Genomic DNA, 17,920 nt, shown 5'->3' on the forward strand with positions numbered 1-17,920 from the left:
TTTGGCGAGCAGGTACTTGCTAGGAGGATTTGAAAATTCACATTAGGCCTCCGGCTGGCAAGCCAAAACTTTGAATCCGTCCAATTCGCCAAACGGGCGCTTGTGAATGAGTTGATTTGATTAAGACAGTGCTGTCGCATTTTGTCGCATTACGTCGCAGGAAAACTAGATAGAGAGTGAGAAGATTTTGTCTACTTTCAGTAAGTAAACACTCAACAGGACCAGCCCCTATGAATCGCTCTGCCTTAGCAAACTTCCGTCGCCTGCCGCTGCATGTGGCCATTGGCCTGGCCCTGGCGGCCTGCGCCATCGGCTCGGCCCAGGCCACCACCCGCACCTTCACCGGCGCCAGCGGCGGCTTGTGGAGCGCCACCAGCTCATGGGCGGGTGGCCTTGGGCCGGTCAATGGCGATGATGCTGTCGTCGGCAGCTCGGGCGCAAGCAGCAGGACAGCGACATTTGCCTCGGTGATGACGGGCGCTGGCCTGAATTTGCTGAATCTGGACTACGGCTCGACCATCAATCAGAGCCTCACCGGCAGCGCGATGATCGCCGTGACCGAGACCATCGGCAGCACCCAGGCGCAGACCTCGACCTACAACCAGTCCGGTGGGTCGAACACGACCGGCCGGCTCTACGTTGGCTACCAGGGCGTGGGCTCGGGCGTCTACAACCTAAGTGGTGGCGCACTCAACGTCGGCACGGCCGCTGTGGCGGGTGATGTGGACATCGGCTGGAACACCGGCACCACCGGTGCCTTCAATCAAAGCGCCGGTGCAACGACGGTGCTGGGCCAATTCCGCGCGGGCTACAACGATCCGAGTACCAGCGGTACCGTGACGCTCAAGGGTGGCAGCTTCAGCGTCCGCGATCAGGTGACGATCGGCGTGTTCGGCACCGGCAGCTTCACCCAGAGCGGCGGTAGCGCCACCCTCGGCGGGCTGGTGCTGGGCTATCAGCTCGACAGCCGGGGCAAGGGCAGCTACATCCTCAATAGCAACGACGGCGCGGCCAGCCTCAACAGCGGCGGCTATGTCGATATCGGCGTTGGCGGCGGCAGCAGCAGCTTTACCCAATCGGGCAACACCACCCACCAGGTGGCGGGCCGGCTACGGGTAGGCAAGGCGGGCAGCTATACGCTGGACGGCGGGACCTTGAGCGCCGGCAAGCTCATCATCGAAGCCGGCGGCGTCATCACCCAGACCGGCGGCACGCTGAATCTGGTCAATAGCGCCGATTCCAGCAAGGCCGGCAGCTTCGTCTGGACCGGCGGCCAATTGCACTTCAGCGGCGACGCGAGCTTTGCCGACGCCAGCCTGCTGGCCCGCAACACCACCCTGACTAGCTCCATGAGCCTGCGCGTCGACGGCATGCTGACGCAGAGCGACAGCAGCGTGCTGAACCTGGCCGGCGGCCAGTTGCAAGTCGGCAACGCCACGCTGTCTGGCCAGGTCACGGTGGGCCAAGGCAGCACGCTCAGCACCAGCACGCGCCTGAGCAATGTCGGCAGCCTGCAATTGGCCGGCGGCAACTTGAGCGGCGCCGGCCTGCTGTTCAACGTCACCGAGCTGAACGGCCATGGCCGCATAGCCGGCACGGGCGGCTTCGTCAACAGCGGCCTGCTGATGCAGAGCGGCGGTGATCTGGTCCTCAACAACACCGGCGCCAACGAGAACCGCGGCGGCTGGAACCTCTTGGCCGGGCGGCAACTGGAACTCGGCGAAAACGCCCAGCTGGACAACGCCGGTCAGCTCAATCTGAACGGCGGAGCCGTGGTCGGCAGCGGCGTGCTGCTCAACACCAGCCTGGGCACCATCAGCGGCAACGGCAGCATCGCCTCGGGCTTCGTCAACTTTGGCAGCCTGGTGGTGGACAAGGGCCAGACCCGCATCGACCAAAGCTTTGTCAACAAGGGTCAGATCTTGCTTGGCGCCAACAGCGCCACCCTGGCCGGCGCGCAGATCGGCAACCACGGCCTGATCCAGGGCCTGGGCCGCATCAACAACGACATCTCCAATATCGACCCCATCGCCGTGATCGAAGCGCAGGGCGGCACTTTGACCTTGGCCGGCCGCATCGTCAGCCCCAATAGCGGCCTGCTGAGCGTCGTCAGCGGCGCCAAGCTACTGATCCTGCAAGGTCTGGCCAGCAACGCCGGCAAGATTCAGCTGGCCGGCGGTACCTTGGACAACAACGGCTTCGCGCTGAGCAACGAAGTAACGGGAACGCTCAGCGGCTACGGCACGCTGCGCGGCGGCCTGCTCACCAACAAGGGCCAGATCCAGCTGAGCGGCGGCGCCGCCTCGCCCACTTCGATCTACGCCAATCTGCTGGCTAGCGCGGGCAGCAAGACCATCGTCTCCGGCAGCAGCAATGCCACCTTCTACGGCAACGTCGATGTGCAAAGCGGCGCCGAACTGCGTGTCTCGACCGGCTCGGTTGTGACCTTCTTCGGCGACGTGCAGCAACGCACCGGCTCCAAATTCACAGGCGCAGGTTCAAAGCGTTTCGAAGGCACCTTGACAGTCGGCGCTTCGCCCGGCCTGGGTACCGACGAAGGCGATGTCGAGTTCGGTGAAAGCAGCAGCTACCTGGCCGAGATCGGCGGTATCAGCGCCTGCACCTTGCGCTGCGGCAGCGATGAAGCCTTCAAGAACAACAGCTTCGACAAATACATCGTCGCGGGCAATCTGAGCCTGAACGGTACGCTCAAGCTGACGTCCTGGAACGGCTTTGTGGCGCAAAAAGGCCAGAGCTTCGACCTGCTGGATTGGGGCACACTGACCGGTACATTTGCCGACATTGACGCCTCAGGCTTCAAGCTCGCGGCGGGCACGCAGTTGGACTTCAGCCAGCTCTACACCAATGGCAGTATTTCGGTGACGGTGGCTGCCGTGCCGGAACCGGCATCGTTAGCGCTGTGGCTTGCCGGGCTGGGCGCATTGGGCAGCGTCGTAAGGCGTCGCCGCTTGGCATCAAAGGCAGGCTGATCCCGCCACTCGGGCGCGAGCGATGGCCTCAGCGGCACCGTTTGCGCCCAGCAGCAAGGATGCTGCCGGGGCAGACTTATTCAATTGCCGAAATCAAGATCCTGCACGGACTTCAGGCGGCCGTCCTCAAAGATCAGCAATTGCATGAACTGCTGGGGTCCGAAGTTGTAGACCCCTTCTTCGATGCTGACCTGGATCTCGCGCTCGACCTCCACCGAGTTGCCGATCGCGCCCGCCCGCTTGCATGGTCGTCGCTTGCTGGTATTCGCGCACCCGGATGATGCGCCGCTCCAGGCGCGCGTCCCGCGTGCTGGGCGGGCCGCATTTCTTCAGCACCTCGGCCTTGTGCAGGCCGGCGTCGATGACGTAGGAGTTGCGCCGAAAAGCCCAGGCCGAAGGTGCGTGAGTAAACAGGCTCAATGCCAAACAGGCGGCGACCACTAGGGGTTTGCTTGTCATCGATTCAACCATCGACTCGATACCCTCAAGCCCGCACCTAGCCCTGACCGAGCACCACCCATTTCAGCGAGGTCAAACCCTCCAAACCGACGAGGCCGCGCGCATGCAGCTTGTCGGTCTAGATACCGATTTCCGTACCCAGGCCGTACTCGAATACATCGGCAAAGCGGGTGCTGGTGTTGACCATCACGCGGGCCGAATCAACCTCGTGCAGGAAGCACATCGCTAAAGCGTGGTTGGCGCGCCAGCGAAAATACTGAGGGTCAGGTCTTTTGTCGTTCCCGTTTGCCGACAGCTTGCAAGGGCAGGTGTATGCGGGTCCATTCTTGTTTTTTGTCATTGCCGGCAACAACTTCGAACGGCAGCTCCGGGCACCGTGCTGGCGCCACCCACTGCGCATCCGAATGACAGCAGCTGACCTGGAGCGTGAGGCCGCAACATCGCCCGTAAGCCGACGTTGACCAAAACGGTCGGCGAACCGAACGTCAGCTTTGCGGCGCCTGTTCGAACTGTTGGCCTGGAGCAGGCCCGGACATTTCGAGGTCACGGCCCGCGTAGCAACTCGGTGCCCATTGATGCCACTGGGGATCGGCACCCTGACACCGGCACGCCGATTGGCTCACCCCAGGCGGCGAAGGGCGCTGCCGCCTAGCCGTCGGGGACGAGCACCGCGTCCTACAGACTCGCCGGAATCGATTTGAAACCGTTCAGTGGTCCGCCATCGAACCAATACCGCCGCGCAGTATCAGGCGCCGAGTCTGACACTGCGTGGGTGGACGGGTTGGCGCTGCTGCTGTCCTCCATCTGGTCGAAATCTTTGGACATCGCGCAGACCTCTATTTAACTTCGACGATATTGCCCATCTTCCACGAGCGGTCGAAAAAGGCCTTGGTCGGTGAGTACCAGCGGAAGTAGGCGAAGAAGCCCTTTTTCGGGTTGGTCTGGACCCAGTTGGCTTCGGGCACGCCGGCAGGCTTCTTCGCAGAGAAGACCAGGCGCACGGAGCCGTCGGCGCTCTTGACGAGGGGCTGCCGACTGTTGACCTCGGTCTTGCCCTGTGGGTTCACGATCATGCAGCGCGTGTCGTTGTCGTACAGCACGACCGACCAGAAGTTCAGCATCGGCACGTCCTTGGGTACGACCAACTCGTAGGCCTTGCCGCCGTCCAACCACTTTCCGGCGCCGTCCTTGTAGGCAGCAAGGTACTGGATGCCGGCATCGACAAGGTTTTGCGTGCTGGCTTCGGTGACCGTGATGGCCTCGTAGGTGTAGGCGGTGCGCGCGTCGATCTCCATGTGGCTCTTGGCCATCTGGTCGAGCGGGCTTTGCATGAAGAGGATGTACTGCCACTGTGACTTCGGATCGTCCGACCAGTGTTTGACAGGATTGGGCTTGGCGAAGCTGTTGCCCATCGCCCAGGTTTCGCCCACCAGCGCCGCTTTCTCGAGCACCTTTTGCTGCACGGCGCTCGGCGCGAAGGGTTTGCCCTTCTCCAGCCCCAAGTTCTTTAGTCCCTGCAGGACAGCCATGTCGCGCTCTTCGATGGGATTGAGCTGGATCGCCTGATGAACTACTTTCCAGTACTCGAGCCCCCGGGGCTGGTGACCCTTCCAGTTATTGTTCGGCGCTTCAAAGACCCGGATCGTGGACTCCTTGCCCAGGCCGTGGATCTTGTGCGCGTTGAGGATGCGCTGGCCTTCGACCGGGTCCGGGGTCAGGATGCGGGTGCCGATAAAGACCGTGCTGGTCTTGGACGTGACCACGTAGTCTGCGCCGTGATTCTCAGGGACCTTGGTGCCCGCCAGTACGATCAGGAACTTGCCGCCCTTGCCGCGATCCGGGCCGACCATGCCGGTATCCGAGACAGTCCGCTGCCAGAGGTCGTTGATCCCGCCGCCGGTCGGCCCGGGCGGCACCTCGTACATCAGCAGGCCGCCGGTGTCGCTCAACTCCGCGAATGTGATGACGTAGGTCGTCGTGTCGTTCGCAGTGATGATGGGCATTTTCTGCGCCGTGGTGCGGTAAACGATCAGATCGCCCGCCTTGCCGCCGAGCGGGCCGAAGTGCCCGTTGCGCCACTGCATCATGCCGATCGCAGGCACGAAGTGGATGTAGGCCTGCACGGCGCGCTGGAAGTCGATTTCCTCCTGAACGTGTTTGACGGTTTGGTCGGTTGGGTAGCCATTTGCTTCGAACTCGAGCACCCCGGAGCGGGTTTCTTGGCGCCCGTGCAACTGGGCGTTGGCGACGGGCATCCAGGCGGCGAGCGCGCAGACGCAGGCGGTAGCAAGAGAGCTTTTCAGTTTCATGGGCTTGATCTCGGTGGGCTGGGAAGGGCTTGGTGCGATTGTTCTGATGTTGTCGGGCTTAGCGCTTAATCACCGGCGGTGGCGTCCAGTCGCCCGTCAAGATCGCCGCTTTCGGCGAATAGTGTCGGGTGACGAGATAGAAGCGCCCCTTGGGCGCGGGGAGCCAGTTCGCGCGCTCACGCGGATCGGTCGGCGCTTCAGCCTGAAGGAAGACCTCAAGCGACCCATCCTTGCCGTACACCATGCCCTGGGTGCGGTCGCCGACCGAGTAGCGGTTGATGGGATTGGGCACAAAGATCTGCGTCTCGGCCGAGTACATCGTCACCGACCAGAACGCGTTGACCGGCGGTTGGGGGGAAAACTTGATGACGTATCGGTTTTGCCCGTCGAGCGGCGCACTTTTACCGTCGAAGAAGGCGACATCGTAGGTGCTGATCTCTTTCGGGTTCCACAGCAGCCCGAGCATCGCAGCGCCAGCCGCGAACACGGGATCGCCGCTGATCCGCTTGTCGAGACGGGCGAGTTGCCAGTTGTTGACGATCGGCACGAGGCGCGGCATGCGCTCCGCAATGATCCGGTGCGCATCCGCCGTGGCCCGCTCGAGGCCGCGTCGCGCCTGAGGCGAGAGTTTGTCCCAGTCGAACCCGGCTGCCGGGTCCATCCCGATCTCGCGCAGCCAGCCCACCATCGCTTCGTCCATTGGGTTGCCAATGCGCGGCGAGAACCGTAGCAGCGTGTTCAGCGACGTGAAGTAGGCCTTCGCGTCGGTCAGTTCGGCCCGGGTGAAGCGCGGGAAGTCTGCCGGGTCGGGCTTGGGTCGCGCGACGTTGGTCGCGCCCCACTGGCTCAACGGGACGAGACGAACCTGTTTCTGCAGCGCGACCGCTCCCGGCAGATCGGCGTCGCCGTTCACGGCGAAGCGGGGGAGCATCCAGCCGATCGGCGTGCCCATGTCGATCCGCTTCACGCCCTCGGGCAGCACGCCCTGCCATCCGGGTGGGCATAAGGCGAAGGCGCCGCCGCGCGCGCCGACGGTGTCCCACGACAGGTTGGCATCGAAGTCGTGCCGCAAGTCGCTGATCGGGACCCAGTACTGGCGCGTCGTCGGCGGGATTGCGATGATGATCGGCTCCTTGCGTAGGTCGAGAAAGGCGCGCGAGTAGATCGTGTCGTTGTTCGGGGTGATAACCCAATCATCCTTGCTCGTGATCAGACGATCGAATGCGAAGAACTCGTTCACCGTCCGGTCGTGGCCGCGCTTGGGGTCGAAGGACGTTTCCCATAACGTTCGGTAGAGGTCCATCATCGGAAAGCCGTTGATGTATGTTTGGACCCCGGTGGCGTAGGCGAGCGCCTCGTCTTGGGCTGGCTCAGCGGTTCGCGCCGGCGTGACTGCGGCGGTCGCGGCGACCGCGAACAGCAGGCTGGTCAAGATTGCAGCGGCGCATCTCTGCACGAGTGACATGGATGTCTCCTTGTTGACTGGCGGTTCAGTAGCGGTGCGAATCGCCCGCTGCTTGGGCTTGTACCACGGGGTTGGGACGAGCTGCAATCAAAGCAAGACGGTCGGCGCCAGCGCACTCAGCCTTCCAGCATCGGGCGATCTCGCGCGATGGGCGACTGCAATGGGCACGGAGTTGCCAAGCAGTCAGTGCCTTCGAAATGTCCGGGCCTGCGCTTGGCCGACATTCTTAACAAGTGCCGCATAGCTGACGTTCGGTTCGCCGACTGTTTTGGCCAACTGCGGTGCCGGACAGCTTCTTTGCGGCGGCGTCCGCATCAACGTGAGAGGCTGAGAACTTTTTACTGCGCTTCTGATCCCGCAACTCGCCGGCTCATCGCAAAACGCTGGCCCCTTATCGGGCACTTGGCTATCGTGCGACACATCGCCTCGCCGGGCCTACCGAAGCACTCTTGTTATGCGCACTCTCATCTTGTCCTTCATTGTCAGCAGCATTCTGTTTGCCGGTGCGCCGGCCCCGGCCCGTGCCGACGCCGGCGCAGTGGCAACAGCACTGCAAAAGACGGTGGAGCGCGTCGGGCAGCGCCAGGTCGAGTATGTGTTGACGCGCCGCGACGGGCCGACGGTGGTGTTTGAGCATGGCCTGGGCGGCGATGTGCATAAATGGGCGAAGGTGTTCCCCGTGATCGCTCAGGACCATCAGGCCTTTGCTTACAGCCGTGCCGGAAATGGCAAAAGCGAGGGCCGCAGCGCCGCAAGAGACGGTGCCCACGCGGTTGCGGAGCTGCGCCAGTTGCTGCGTGAGAAGGGTTTGCCACCGCCCTATGTGCTGGTGGGTCACTCGCTAGGCGGGCTCTATATGCAGTGGTATGAGCGTCAGTATCCGGACGAGGTCAGCGCCTTGGTGCTGATCGATTCGGTCTATCCCAATATCCTGGGCCTGCTGCAAACCAGCTCCTTCTTCCAGTCGGCCTCGCGCTGGGTGGCCAAGTCGCTATGGCTGCCGGCCGTCGGTGGATCACCCGGTGAAGTGGATGGCATTGAGGCGACCGCAAGGGCGGTACTCAGCCTGCAAGCGCCGCTTGGCAAGCCGGTGGTGGTGCTGCGGGCCAGCTCGCCAATGCTGGATTTCAACGAACCCCGTGACTACTTTGAACAGATCCTTCCAGGCGCGCGCGTCGAGCGTGTCAGCGGCGGGCATTACCTTCAGCTGGACGCGCCGGAGGCCGTGATTCAGGCCATCCGCAGCGTCATGCCGGAAAGGGCAGGCCGCGCTGCGGCACCAGGGTCGACGCGGATTTAGGGCCGGCCGTTTGATCTGCTCGATCTGGATTCGGCAAGCGGAAAATATCACGCTCCAGTCCGTCAGGGAAACTCCACCGCTGCTGGAATTCACCATCAAGGCTCAGCACCAAGGCGCGGGCGCTCGCGTTGGAATCATTCATATACGTTTCAACAGCCGGCCAGCCGAGCACCTCGTAGGCGTGCGATATCACTGCAAGCGAGGCTTCCTTCGCAAGCCCTTGACCGCGGGCTTGCGGAAGCAGCCACCAGGTCAATTCACGTGGCCATCCTTTGCTCTGCCAGAAGCCACAAACCCCGACGATTTGTTGGTCAACCTTCTGCTGAACAGCCCAAACACCAAAACCTTGCAAGTACCAAGTCCCTAGATCTGCGGCCAAGCGTGCCCAGGCCGCTCCGGCACTCAAGGGTCCACCGTAGTTGGCCGAGGCCTTGGCATCCGTATAGAAGGCTTGGTAGGCAGGTTCACAGCTTTGGTCTAGCGGGATAAGGGAGAGGCGCTCAGTGCGCAAAGTCGGAATATGCAACATGTCAATTCGTGGTTGGAGGCCCTTTGAGCTCGACTAGATTGCCTTCAGGGTCATGGATATAGAGTGAAAGTCCATCGCCTTCGGCACCAAAGTTTTCTTCTGCTGGGCCAAGAGGCTTGATCCCGTAAACAGCAAGATGAGCAAGCAAGGGTAGTTCTTGAAAAGGTTCAACTCTTAGGCATAGATGATCTAGATTGCGGCCCTCAGAACCTGCTCCGGCCCCTCCTCGGCGCCCTAGTACACCGTCGATGCTTACCAGATCGATCATCGATGTACCGGCCCGAAGATGCACCAACCCAAGGTCATCGCGACGCTTGACTATGGAACAGCCCAACACCGACTCATAAAACGAGATGGACCGGGTCAGGTCACTGACCCGCAAAACAAGATGATCAATTCTTTGAACGCTGAAAGACGTCAACATACTCGCCAACTCCTTTTCATGAAACCGCCCGATTCACCGTCTGAGAGCAGCTCACTTCGCCGTGAGCGACTTGATGGGGTCACGCCAGATTGCAGCAACTTGATGGAATGCTCGTGCGTGGAGCCCCTCGGCCTGGAACTAGTTGCCCTGTTGGTCGTCAAGCCATTGCATGTCTCTTGGTTTGGCCCCGCGCCGACGCAGTGCATGCCAAACCATGTCATGAACAAGTGGCACCTGTGGTGCTTAGGGTAACCAAGGGGCAAAGCCTGGAAGGGATCGATCAGTCCTTCGGTCGCGTGACATTGAAGCGCGTGGGGTCTAGGTGGTTCTCGCATGGGTATGAAAATTTGCTTCAACATGCGGCCATGATGAAAGTTCAAGCTAACTTGAAGTCAAGAACTTTTTTCCACCTGGCAAAAGTACTCAAACAAGTGCGGTTTCGCGCGCTGAGTGCCGCAGCAGCGGCGAGCATCTTGAGGTGCAGGTCAGTGCCCATGCCGGGCATGGGCGAATTGGCCTGGTAGGCCGAAACGGGCTATGGCCAGAGGGCTCTGGTGGAGACTGCGAATGGTCGCTCCGAGAGAATCATCGGCACCAGGTTGCGGGCGATCGCAATCGTGCCGGCCGGTGCGCTGAAGCGCGCAGCTAATTTTGCCGCACTTAACCGCCTGTTGATTGCTGAGCTGCAAAACTCGCTCCGCAAAACGGCAATGACCTCATTTACAGTCAATTGCCTTGGCAAAGCGGCGTAGGTGGCCGACAAGCGCATCAGAACAAGGCCGTGCGTTCCGGCGTACTGTTCGACATGGCGGCAGAGGTGCTTCAACGCATCGCCGCTGGCCCCAAGCACCTGAGCGCGCGCATTGGCGCCACTATGTTGTTGCACACCTGGGGTTCGGCGCTCACTCACCATCCGCGCCCGCGCGTGCACGGGAGCGCGCCGAGCAGCGGACTGTCTGCCGATGGCAAGCGCTGGATGGCGTGTCGCCCGAGCTTCTTCCTGCCGGTGCGCGTGTTCTCAAGTTTGTTCAAGCGGCGCTTCCTTGAGGATCTGTAGCTTTTGCATCGAAGCGGGGCGTTGCAATTCTTCGACCAGCAAGCCGTGCTCAAGGACGCTAACGCCTTGTTGCTGTGGATGGCGCCGCTGTGCAAGTGCGAGTGGGTGGTTTATGCGAAACGCCCGTTTGCCGGGCCGAAAGCTGTGTTTGCTTATCTGAACTCTTCAGAGTCGCAGCAGCGGCGTCGTTACCTACACCGCGCAAAAAATTTGTTACCTCTGCGGCTTTGAAAATCGTTCCAGGATGTCGAACGTCCTGCCCCGTTGACGCCCTCAGTTCAGCGTATCGACAAATGTAGCCAAGCCGACAATTGCTCGAAGAAGACGCAGTAAATCAGGATCGGCAGCGGCAGGCCCAGCAAGGTGCCCCAAAAGTAGTGCCGAAACCGAACGCCCGACAAAGCCAGCGCGTAGTTCAGGGCCGGGACCGTCTGAAACAGCAGCCTGAGGCCCAAGATGGCAGGTATTGGCCGTCGATCAAGCTGCGCAAACAAGCTCCGCCCGACGGCACCGGAGTCCCAGGCTCGCAATGCGTCGCCACCAATCGTTCTGGCTACAGCGAAGGTGCTGACGCAGGCCACGCAGGCCGCGAAATAGGTCAGCGCGGCGCCCCACAAGGGGCCAAGTGCCAGCTCGGCCGCGGCCAGGAAAAGCAGCCCTGGCACCTGCATCAAATTGCCGGCCATGAATAAGAAGGTGAACCCCAGCACCGCCCACGCCGGATGACCGAGCAGGACATCATGCAATCGGGCCGGCGTGAACAAGGCTTGCATGCCCGTGAGTCGAAGCAGACTCCAGAGCAGCAACAGCGTAAGGGCGAGCGCCAAAATGCGCAGGCCCGGCGAGTGAATCAGCGTTGATGCGTTGCCTGTATGCACGGTGAGGTTGAACGACTTGGGGCGTCTTGCGCCTCTAGAGCCTTTTCTTGAAATGATTCGGCTACTTGCTGTTTGTTAGGTTCTGGCTGAACACCACAAGGCAAGCTTCTATTGTTTGGAATTGCAAATTGACAAGAGCAGCCGAACCGAATCCAGCCGGCTGCTCTTGTTTGTTGCTACAAACCTTGCTTAGGGTTGACTTGCGTGTAATTGGACCGCGCTGCGGCGACGGCGCACCAAGGCACCCATAGCCGCAAGGCCTGCCAACATGAGGGCGAAGGTCTGAGGTTCAGGCACAGGCTGGGCCGAGAAGTCGATGCGGTAGACATCGCTGCCACCACTCAAGCCGCTGTTGAAGGTGTAGCCGTAGGCGGTAGTCAAGCCGTTATAGGCGGCGAACTCGCCGAAATTGCGTGCGACGACTGAATTTTGAGCGTCACGGGCAACAGCGTTCGAGCCGACGATGAAGGCGGCGTTGGCCACATTGAATTCCTCTGAGCCGGCGTCCCAGATGTCACGGGCCTTCTGGCCAATGCTGCTGATCTGCAGATTGCCGGCGCCGTCGAACAGTTTGAAGGCGGTGGCGGAATCATTGCCGATGAAGAAGTCATTGCTTGGCACCACCATGGCGACAAAGCTGAAATAGCTGTTCAGCGAAGTGTCGACCCGGAAAGTATGGGTGGCCGACAGACCGGCAGCGAGCGGCGCACCGCCCACCACACCGACCACGGCGCCTGCGTCCGTGGCGCTGAATGCATCACGCCAGAGATTGCCGCTTCCGAGTTCCGCCGCCTTGACGATGGAGGCATTTGCTGCGCTGCCGATGTCGAAGCCGTCAAACACACCCTGGCCGAAACCGACGCTCAGCGGCGCCACGACGACGCTGTTCACGGGGGCGAGGTTGTGTACGGTCACCGTCAAATCAACGATAGCGGCCTGGGCAACGGTTGCGAAACCTGCGGTGGCGAACAGGGCTGCGGCGGCTTCCGCGATGCTCAAACCGGTTTTGATAGATGCTCGCATAGGGTTCTCCAAATAGGGAAATGAGTAAGGGATGGTGAAAAGGTGACTTGGATCAGCACGCTTGGCAAAGACATCGGCTTGCGTACCCATTCGGGTCGAGATGAAGCGTGATTTCCTTACGCTTGCTGTAAAAGAAATCTTTCGGACTGAGTTTCAGCGACGCTAAGGAGTCAAAGTCTTCAATCACTCCATTGGGTAGTGAGTTACTTAGCGCTCACGAGCTTGCCTGCATACCGACACCCTGCAGGCGTGCCCACAGCGGATCCGAATGACAGGAGCTAGCCGGGAGCTTGCCCCCCCCATCATCTCCAGTAAGCTGCCGTTGACCCAAACAGTTAGCTAAGCCTCGGCCTCGGCTCTGCATTCTTGGTCTTCGTACCCCTCTCTTGGGGGTTAGGCCAGCCGGCGGCGCTTGAGCATAGCGCCGACCTCTGCCACACAAACTCGCAACCCAAGGATGTCGAACCCCCTCGCGCCACCGGGCAGTCGCTTCGCGCACCGGCCTGGCGATCCATCGCAACACTGCTGCACGCCAGCCAGTGCCCAAAGATACTGACGCATCACTCTTCAAGCCTCGACACATGAGCACACTCCATCACTCTAGCCCTCGCGATGCCACCTGGATCGGCCTTAGCCTGAGCCTGTTGTTTCCAGCTGTACTGGTTTTTGCTTTGCGGCCTTTGATGGGAACGCAAAACGCGTGGATGGGCCCTCTGATGATGTGGGTGGTCGTTTCGGTCCTGGTTTTAAAGGTGTTGCCCGCCGAGAACCTGCCGCTTAGCTCGATCGGATGGCAGGGCTTCAGCCTCAAGAGTGTCGGCTTGGGTGTGGCCTTCGGCCTGCTGATGATGCTGGCATTTCCCCTGCTTCAATGGGTCTACAAGCAGATGGGGTGGGAAGGCTCCGCAGGCGGGCTTGCACGCATCCTTCAGCAACCGGTAGCCTTGCGCGTCATCATTGTGCTAACTGCTGGAATGCTCGAAGAAGTGCTGTTTCGTGGCTATGCGATCGAACGGCTGGCCAGTTTGATGGGCAGCCGCGGCTGGGCCGCCTTGGTCTCGTTGCTGGTGTTCACCGGCGTGCATCTGGGGAGTTGGGCGCCCAGCCACCTGATCAGCGTCTTCGTGGTCGGTGGACTGCTAACCCTGCTCTATCTGTGGCGCCGCAATCTGCTGATCTGCATAGTTGCCCATACCGTTGTCGATGCGGTTGGGGTATTGGCGGCCTCGTTAAGACCCTGAACTGCGCAGGCAGGCAGGCAAAAAAGAAGGGCCACTCGATAGCGGCCCTTTTGCATAAATACCAGAATCGCTCAAATGTAAGGCCGCAACATCGCCAGTAAGCCGCCGTTGACCAAAACGGTCGAGGAATCGAACGTCAACTATGCGGCGCTTGTTCGAACTGTCGGTCTAGCGCAAGCGGGGACATTTCGAGGAACGCCACTGCATGGCAATTCAGTGCCCAAAGCGGAAGTTCGTTGAACTTCATCATGATGCCTGCAATCGACCTGCCGATGGGGAAACCAGCACGCTTCGGGGTAACCTGTTCAAACGCCAACTCGGCGTGCGATGAAGTAGGTGACGGACGAGACCGAAGCAGCCAGCGTAGCGCCCCATGCCAAATCCACAACCGTCACCAGAAGCGGCCAATCCTTGAGCGTTGCGAGGTTGCTCAGATCATAGGTGGCGTAGGTTATCAGTCCGAAGGTCGCCCCAAACAAGAGTGCGTGCATCCAAGAGCTCTTTTCGATGGACGGGGCAATGACGAAAATCACGAGTCCAAGCACAAACAACAGATAGAAGACCAGTGCAGCCACCCAGTTGATCTCGCCTTTCATCAAAGAGCCAATCTGATTGCGATAGAAATTCTTGGCCACAAACCCCAGCCAGACCATGTCGATCGCAAAGAAAATGGGGAGTGCGATGGCGTATAGCTTGATGAACATGGAGGACGTCTTCGATTTTTTCAGGCGTTGAGAACCGTTATGGAGATTTGCAAGACGGTGGCAAACAGTCCCCACAGTAGATAGGGGATGTTGGCATAGACCACCCAGCGCAAGTCAGGCGATGCGCGCCAGACGCCAACAAGCGCCCAGATGAGTGTGCCTACGACCAGCAGAATATCCAGCGCTGCGAGCAAATTGTTCTGGAGCCCGAACTGAATTGGCGTGAAAGCCAGATTGAAGATGAGATTCAGCGCAAAAGGCAGCGCCACCCACCACGAGACCTTGCCCGAAAACGCTTTGTAAAACACGGTGCTATAGGTCACCGCGATGATTGCATACAGGGCCGTCCACACTGGCCCGAAGAGCCAGCTTGGAGGCGCCCACGACGGCTTGATCAGTTGTGAGTACCAGTTGTACGTGTCCATCGGTTGGCCTTCAGTGCATTCGGTGTGTATTGGGGCATAGCCCGGCTGGGCGTCAATGGCGCTATGACCGTGTGGTTGGCGAAACGGAGCGAGTGGAATGAGAACTTGTCGAACAGCAAGGCAGGAGCTCCCGGGAGAGAAAAACCGCAGGGCGCCAAAAGGATGCGACCTAATGCCGGACCAGAGGGTTAGGAGTTGTGGAGTCTGCGCGCCGGGCTTGGCGAGAACTGTGCGATGAAGCACATAGAAGCGCGGCGCAGTGACAGCGCCTGCTTGTACTCGGTGATCCACAGGCGGTCGCTGTGTTTCTCCTCCTGCAAGACGTCGAAGCGAATGCCGCAGGTTTGCAGCGGAGCATGGGCGGCTTCGAAGGGCGCCTTGTCTGCAGGAGAAAACCAGATTTGCCGAGAGCACGTTGCCGCCGCCAAGCGTTGCCGACCGTGCCATCGACGCGCTTGCGCTCGCCCTGAGCGCGCCTCTGGAGGCCCAGGCAGAAGGCGTGATGCATGCCAAGGCCGAAGTTCTCGTGCAAGCCGAGCGTACTTGGGTTGAGGGTCAGCCTCGCCCCGTTCCGCTGCCGTTGAAGCGCTCAGGAACGTCGCCTTGTCCTACAGACGCACCCGTAAAAAGCGCCCACACTCGCGGCGTACAAATGACGTGTAAAAAATGACACCGCAGCCCAAGGCACCCACGCCGCCAGACACATTGAACGCATTGGAGGCGGCGCTCGATAAAAGCCAAGAGGTCAAGGTCAAGGTGGAGGACTGTGCCGACGACTTAGCTGTAGCCAGTGATCTCGCCAAAGCGCGCATCGCACGGGGGGAGAAGATGCTGCCGGCCGACCAAGTTCTGCGGAACACCAAGGCCATCGGTACGAAGGTACAGGATTGCGCCGACGATCTGCAGGAAGTGGCGGACACTCTTGCCGATGGCCTTGCTGAGGTTAAGGATGTCGAGCAGGCGTTGAGCCTGTCGCGCGAAGCCCTGGCCGAATCCGAAGCTGCGCTGGCCGCGTCACGCCATGCCGAACGTGCTGCAAGTTCCCTTGCCATGCATGACCAGAAGACAGGCTTGCCCAACCGCACCTTGTTCGACGACCGCCTGGCTCAGGCCATCGCTGGCGCCGACCGTCACGGCTGGATGCTGGCGGTGATGTTTCTGGACCTCGACCGCTTCAAGCTGATCAACGACAGCCATGGCCATGCCGCAGGCGATTCAGTGCTGACCGTGGTAGCGCAACGCCTGCTGGGCCAAGCGCGCGACGAGGACACGGTCTGCCGCAACGGAGGTGACGAATTCCTGTACTTGCTGATCAATCCGACAAGTCGCGACGACGTTGCACGTATCGCAGGCCTGGTACAGGCTGCGATCGCTGCCCCAATCAGCCATGGTGATCTGCAGTTGGTCATCACACCAAGCATCGGCATTGCGCTATACCCGCATGATGGCCAGAGCGGCGATATTCTGATCGCCAATGCCGACACTGCAATGTACCGAGCGAAATCCTTGCCCGGCACCTGCGTATTTTTCGAGGCACCGGTGGCCTCGATCAACCCGTCGAAATCGCCTGGCTGAGCATCACGCGTCCGGCCTCGCTTGCACGGGTAAGGTGAAGTAGAACTTGGAGCCCTCGCCCAGCACACTGTGCAAAGTAATGCTGCCGTCGTGCGCTTCAATGAAGGACTTCACGATGGCCAAGCCCAGGCCAAGGCCCGACCGGGAACCGGCCTCGCCGCCGGATTCACCCTTGTCGAAGACCTTCTCGATCATTTCGGCGGCAATGCCTTGGCCGTTGTCGCTGACCCAACACTCGACGCTTTCCTGGCCCGCCGCAGCCTGCGCCCCGACAATCACTTCGCCACCCGGCGAGAACTGGATTGCATTGCCGATCAGATTTTGAAACGCTCTCCTGAGCAATCTGGCGTCTGCAAACACGACCAGATCGACGGGTACCTGATTGACTAGCTTCGTATTTGATTGGGCCGCAATCGTCTCAATATCGTCGAGCAGGGACTCCACCAGCGGCCACAGGTCGAATCGGCGCCGTTCGACCTTGACGCCGATGACCTCGAGCAAATTCGTGTTCTCTTCGAGCACTCTGCCAATCAAGTCCTGGAGCTGCTGCACGTTGCGGCGCAGCGATTGCAAGATACGTTGGGAATCAGCGCCAAGGACTTGCCCGGACAGACTTTTCTCGAGCGACCTACCCGTGAGCGAGATCGCGAATAGCGGCGTGCGCAGATCGTGCGCAACGAAGGAGAGGTACTCCTCCCTGCGCTGCTTTACCTCGAGTGCTTGTTGGGCAGCATAGGTCTGCACGGCTTGGCCGATCGCATTGTCGAAGATGCGATTGACCACATGGAACGGCCTGCCTTGAAGCGTTATATCGTGCTCGGTCGCCAGATCGTGGATGCATCCACGCATGATGTTGTACTCTGCCACCACCTCCTCGATATCGAATGCATCCTTGAGCCGCTGCAGCCCGTGGGCCGCGGGGCTGGCTTCGGCAAGCGCCTCGGGGATCGTCTGTCGGGGATTGGTCTCGAGCGCTTCTGCTAACTCTTTAAGCAAATCCGGGATGTGGTCGTTAAGCGTCGGTGTGTCGAGATGACTTGCCGAAGGGAGATTCCTGACCTGCGTTCGCCAAGTCAGCAAAAGTACCTCGCCGTTCTCTCTGACCAGATTGGCCAGCAGCTGCAGACTACTCACTGTCATTTGATATGTCTCATCGTTTGTCGGCCACAACAGGGCTGACTTTGCGGAAGGGGCGCCTGCTCGGCACGATGACAGCGGCGAGTCGAGCATGGAGGTCTGCGGAGCGCTGGACGGTAGCATGAAGGCCCCTGGCCGATTCAACCATCTGACAAGGCTTCATGATGTGCCACTCGTGTGACGGCTGTTATTCTTAACAAGCTAGGCCGCATTCCTGCCCCTTTGGTTCCTGCCAAGTGCGGTGCTTGAGGGCGGAAACGAGTTGAGCATCCCTGTCCGACGGCGCTGACGGTCATTTCGAGAAAGTCTGCTTCGCACCGCGCTTTGGCGCCGGCAGGCGTGCGCGGGCCAATCGACCTGCGTCGCTTGGAATCGACTCGCCGAGCCCTCTCGGTGTAAGCACG

Annotated in this window: 14 protein-coding genes and 3 pseudogenes; 5 read left to right on the forward strand and 12 right to left on the reverse strand. The window is 60.5% G+C overall.

The features are described 5' to 3' along the window. The first annotated feature begins 230 nt into the window (after positions 1-230). Entirely contained in the window at positions 231-2,990 is a 2,760-nt protein-coding gene (locus LNV08_RS20275; RefSeq protein ID WP_263535546.1) for a PEP-CTERM sorting domain-containing protein, read from the forward strand. A gap of 80 nt (positions 2,991-3,070) precedes the next feature. Here the strand turns inward: LNV08_RS20275 and LNV08_RS23220 are convergent, their stop codons facing one another. The 5 genes and pseudogenes from LNV08_RS23220 to LNV08_RS20295 form a co-directional block, all read right to left on the reverse strand. Further along, positions 3,071-3,205, reverse strand: coding sequence for a DUF2845 domain-containing protein (locus LNV08_RS23220; RefSeq protein WP_414858776.1), 135 nt, complete (start codon positions 3,203-3,205; stop codon positions 3,071-3,073). A 97-nt stretch (positions 3,206-3,302) separates the two neighbouring features. Then, positions 3,303-3,461 (reverse strand): annotated as a pseudogene (locus tag LNV08_RS23225) (hypothetical protein); the annotation flags it as partial. A 25-nt stretch (positions 3,462-3,486) separates the two neighbouring features. After that, positions 3,487-3,675 (reverse strand): annotated as a pseudogene (locus LNV08_RS20285) (gamma-glutamyl-phosphate reductase); the annotation flags it as partial. Positions 3,676-4,285: 610 nt separating this feature from the next. After that, positions 4,286-5,758, reverse strand: coding sequence for a DUF1214 domain-containing protein (locus LNV08_RS20290; RefSeq protein WP_263535548.1), 1,473 nt, complete (start codon positions 5,756-5,758; stop codon positions 4,286-4,288). Positions 5,759-5,816: 58 nt separating this feature from the next. Then, complete coding sequence (locus LNV08_RS20295; protein WP_263535549.1) at positions 5,817-7,223, reverse strand: DUF1254 domain-containing protein; 1,407 nt, start codon at positions 7,221-7,223, stop codon at positions 5,817-5,819. A gap of 454 nt (positions 7,224-7,677) precedes the next feature. Between LNV08_RS20295 and LNV08_RS20300 the strand changes: the two genes are divergently transcribed. Further along, positions 7,678-8,523: an alpha/beta fold hydrolase gene (locus LNV08_RS20300; RefSeq protein WP_263535550.1), complete on the forward strand. Its 846-nt coding sequence runs from the start codon at positions 7,678-7,680 to the stop codon at positions 8,521-8,523. Here the strand turns inward: LNV08_RS20300 and LNV08_RS20305 are convergent. Together LNV08_RS20305 and LNV08_RS20310 are read right to left on the reverse strand one after the other, a co-directional pair. Continuing rightward, a complete protein-coding gene (locus tag LNV08_RS20305) occupies positions 8,471-9,052 on the reverse strand; it encodes a GNAT family N-acetyltransferase (protein WP_263535551.1) in 582 nt (193 codons plus the stop codon). The genes LNV08_RS20300 and LNV08_RS20305 overlap by 53 nt on opposite strands. A 1-nt stretch (position 9,053) precedes the next feature. Then, on the reverse strand, positions 9,054-9,476 hold the full coding sequence (locus tag LNV08_RS20310) for a VOC family protein (RefSeq protein ID WP_263535552.1): 423 nt from the start codon (positions 9,474-9,476) through the stop codon (positions 9,054-9,056). Positions 9,477-10,239: 763 nt separating this feature from the next. On the opposite strand from LNV08_RS20310, the pseudogene LNV08_RS20315 reads away from it, so the two are divergent. Further along, a pseudogene (locus LNV08_RS20315) lies at positions 10,240-10,734 on the forward strand (transposase); the annotation flags it as partial. Positions 10,735-10,811: 77 nt separating this feature from the next. Here the strand turns inward: LNV08_RS20315 and LNV08_RS20320 are convergent. Both LNV08_RS20320 and LNV08_RS20325 read right to left on the reverse strand, forming a co-directional pair. After that, a complete protein-coding gene (locus LNV08_RS20320; RefSeq protein ID WP_263535553.1) occupies positions 10,812-11,411 on the reverse strand; it encodes a VTT domain-containing protein in 600 nt (199 codons plus the stop codon). A gap of 189 nt (positions 11,412-11,600) precedes the next feature. Next, positions 11,601-12,434 (reverse strand): spondin domain-containing protein, encoded by an 834-nt coding sequence (locus tag LNV08_RS20325; RefSeq protein WP_263535554.1) that lies wholly within the window; start codon positions 12,432-12,434, stop codon positions 11,601-11,603. A 581-nt stretch (positions 12,435-13,015) separates the two neighbouring features. Between LNV08_RS20325 and LNV08_RS20330 the strand changes: the two genes are divergently transcribed. Then, complete coding sequence (locus tag LNV08_RS20330) at positions 13,016-13,675, forward strand: CPBP family intramembrane glutamic endopeptidase (protein ID WP_263535555.1); 660 nt, start codon at positions 13,016-13,018, stop codon at positions 13,673-13,675. Between the two features lie 305 nt (positions 13,676-13,980). Here the strand turns inward: LNV08_RS20330 and LNV08_RS20335 are convergent, their stop codons facing one another. Together LNV08_RS20335 and LNV08_RS20340 are read right to left on the reverse strand one after the other, a co-directional pair. Beyond that, positions 13,981-14,379 carry a DUF2177 family protein gene (locus LNV08_RS20335; RefSeq protein WP_263535556.1) on the reverse strand — a complete coding sequence of 133 codons (399 nt, stop codon included), beginning with the start codon at positions 14,377-14,379 and terminating at the stop codon, positions 13,981-13,983. 20 nt (positions 14,380-14,399) lie between these two features. After that, positions 14,400-14,804, reverse strand: coding sequence for a TspO/MBR family protein (locus LNV08_RS20340; protein WP_263535557.1), 405 nt, complete (start codon positions 14,802-14,804; stop codon positions 14,400-14,402). A gap of 705 nt (positions 14,805-15,509) precedes the next feature. On the opposite strand from LNV08_RS20340, the gene LNV08_RS20345 reads away from it, so the two are divergent. Continuing rightward, on the forward strand, positions 15,510-16,379 hold the full coding sequence (locus tag LNV08_RS20345) for a diguanylate cyclase domain-containing protein (RefSeq protein ID WP_263535558.1): 870 nt from the start codon (positions 15,510-15,512) through the stop codon (positions 16,377-16,379). Positions 16,380-16,382: 3 nt separating this feature from the next. Here the strand turns inward: LNV08_RS20345 and LNV08_RS20350 are convergent, their stop codons facing one another. After that, positions 16,383-17,519, reverse strand: a complete 1,137-nt coding sequence (locus LNV08_RS20350) for a sensor histidine kinase (protein ID WP_263535559.1) — start codon at positions 17,517-17,519, stop codon at positions 16,383-16,385. Between the last annotated feature and the right edge of the window lie 401 nt (positions 17,520-17,920).

This window comes from Paucibacter sp. TC2R-5 (genome assembly GCF_025717605.1).
GTDB lineage: Bacteria > Pseudomonadota > Gammaproteobacteria > Burkholderiales > Burkholderiaceae_C > Paucibacter_A > Paucibacter_A albus.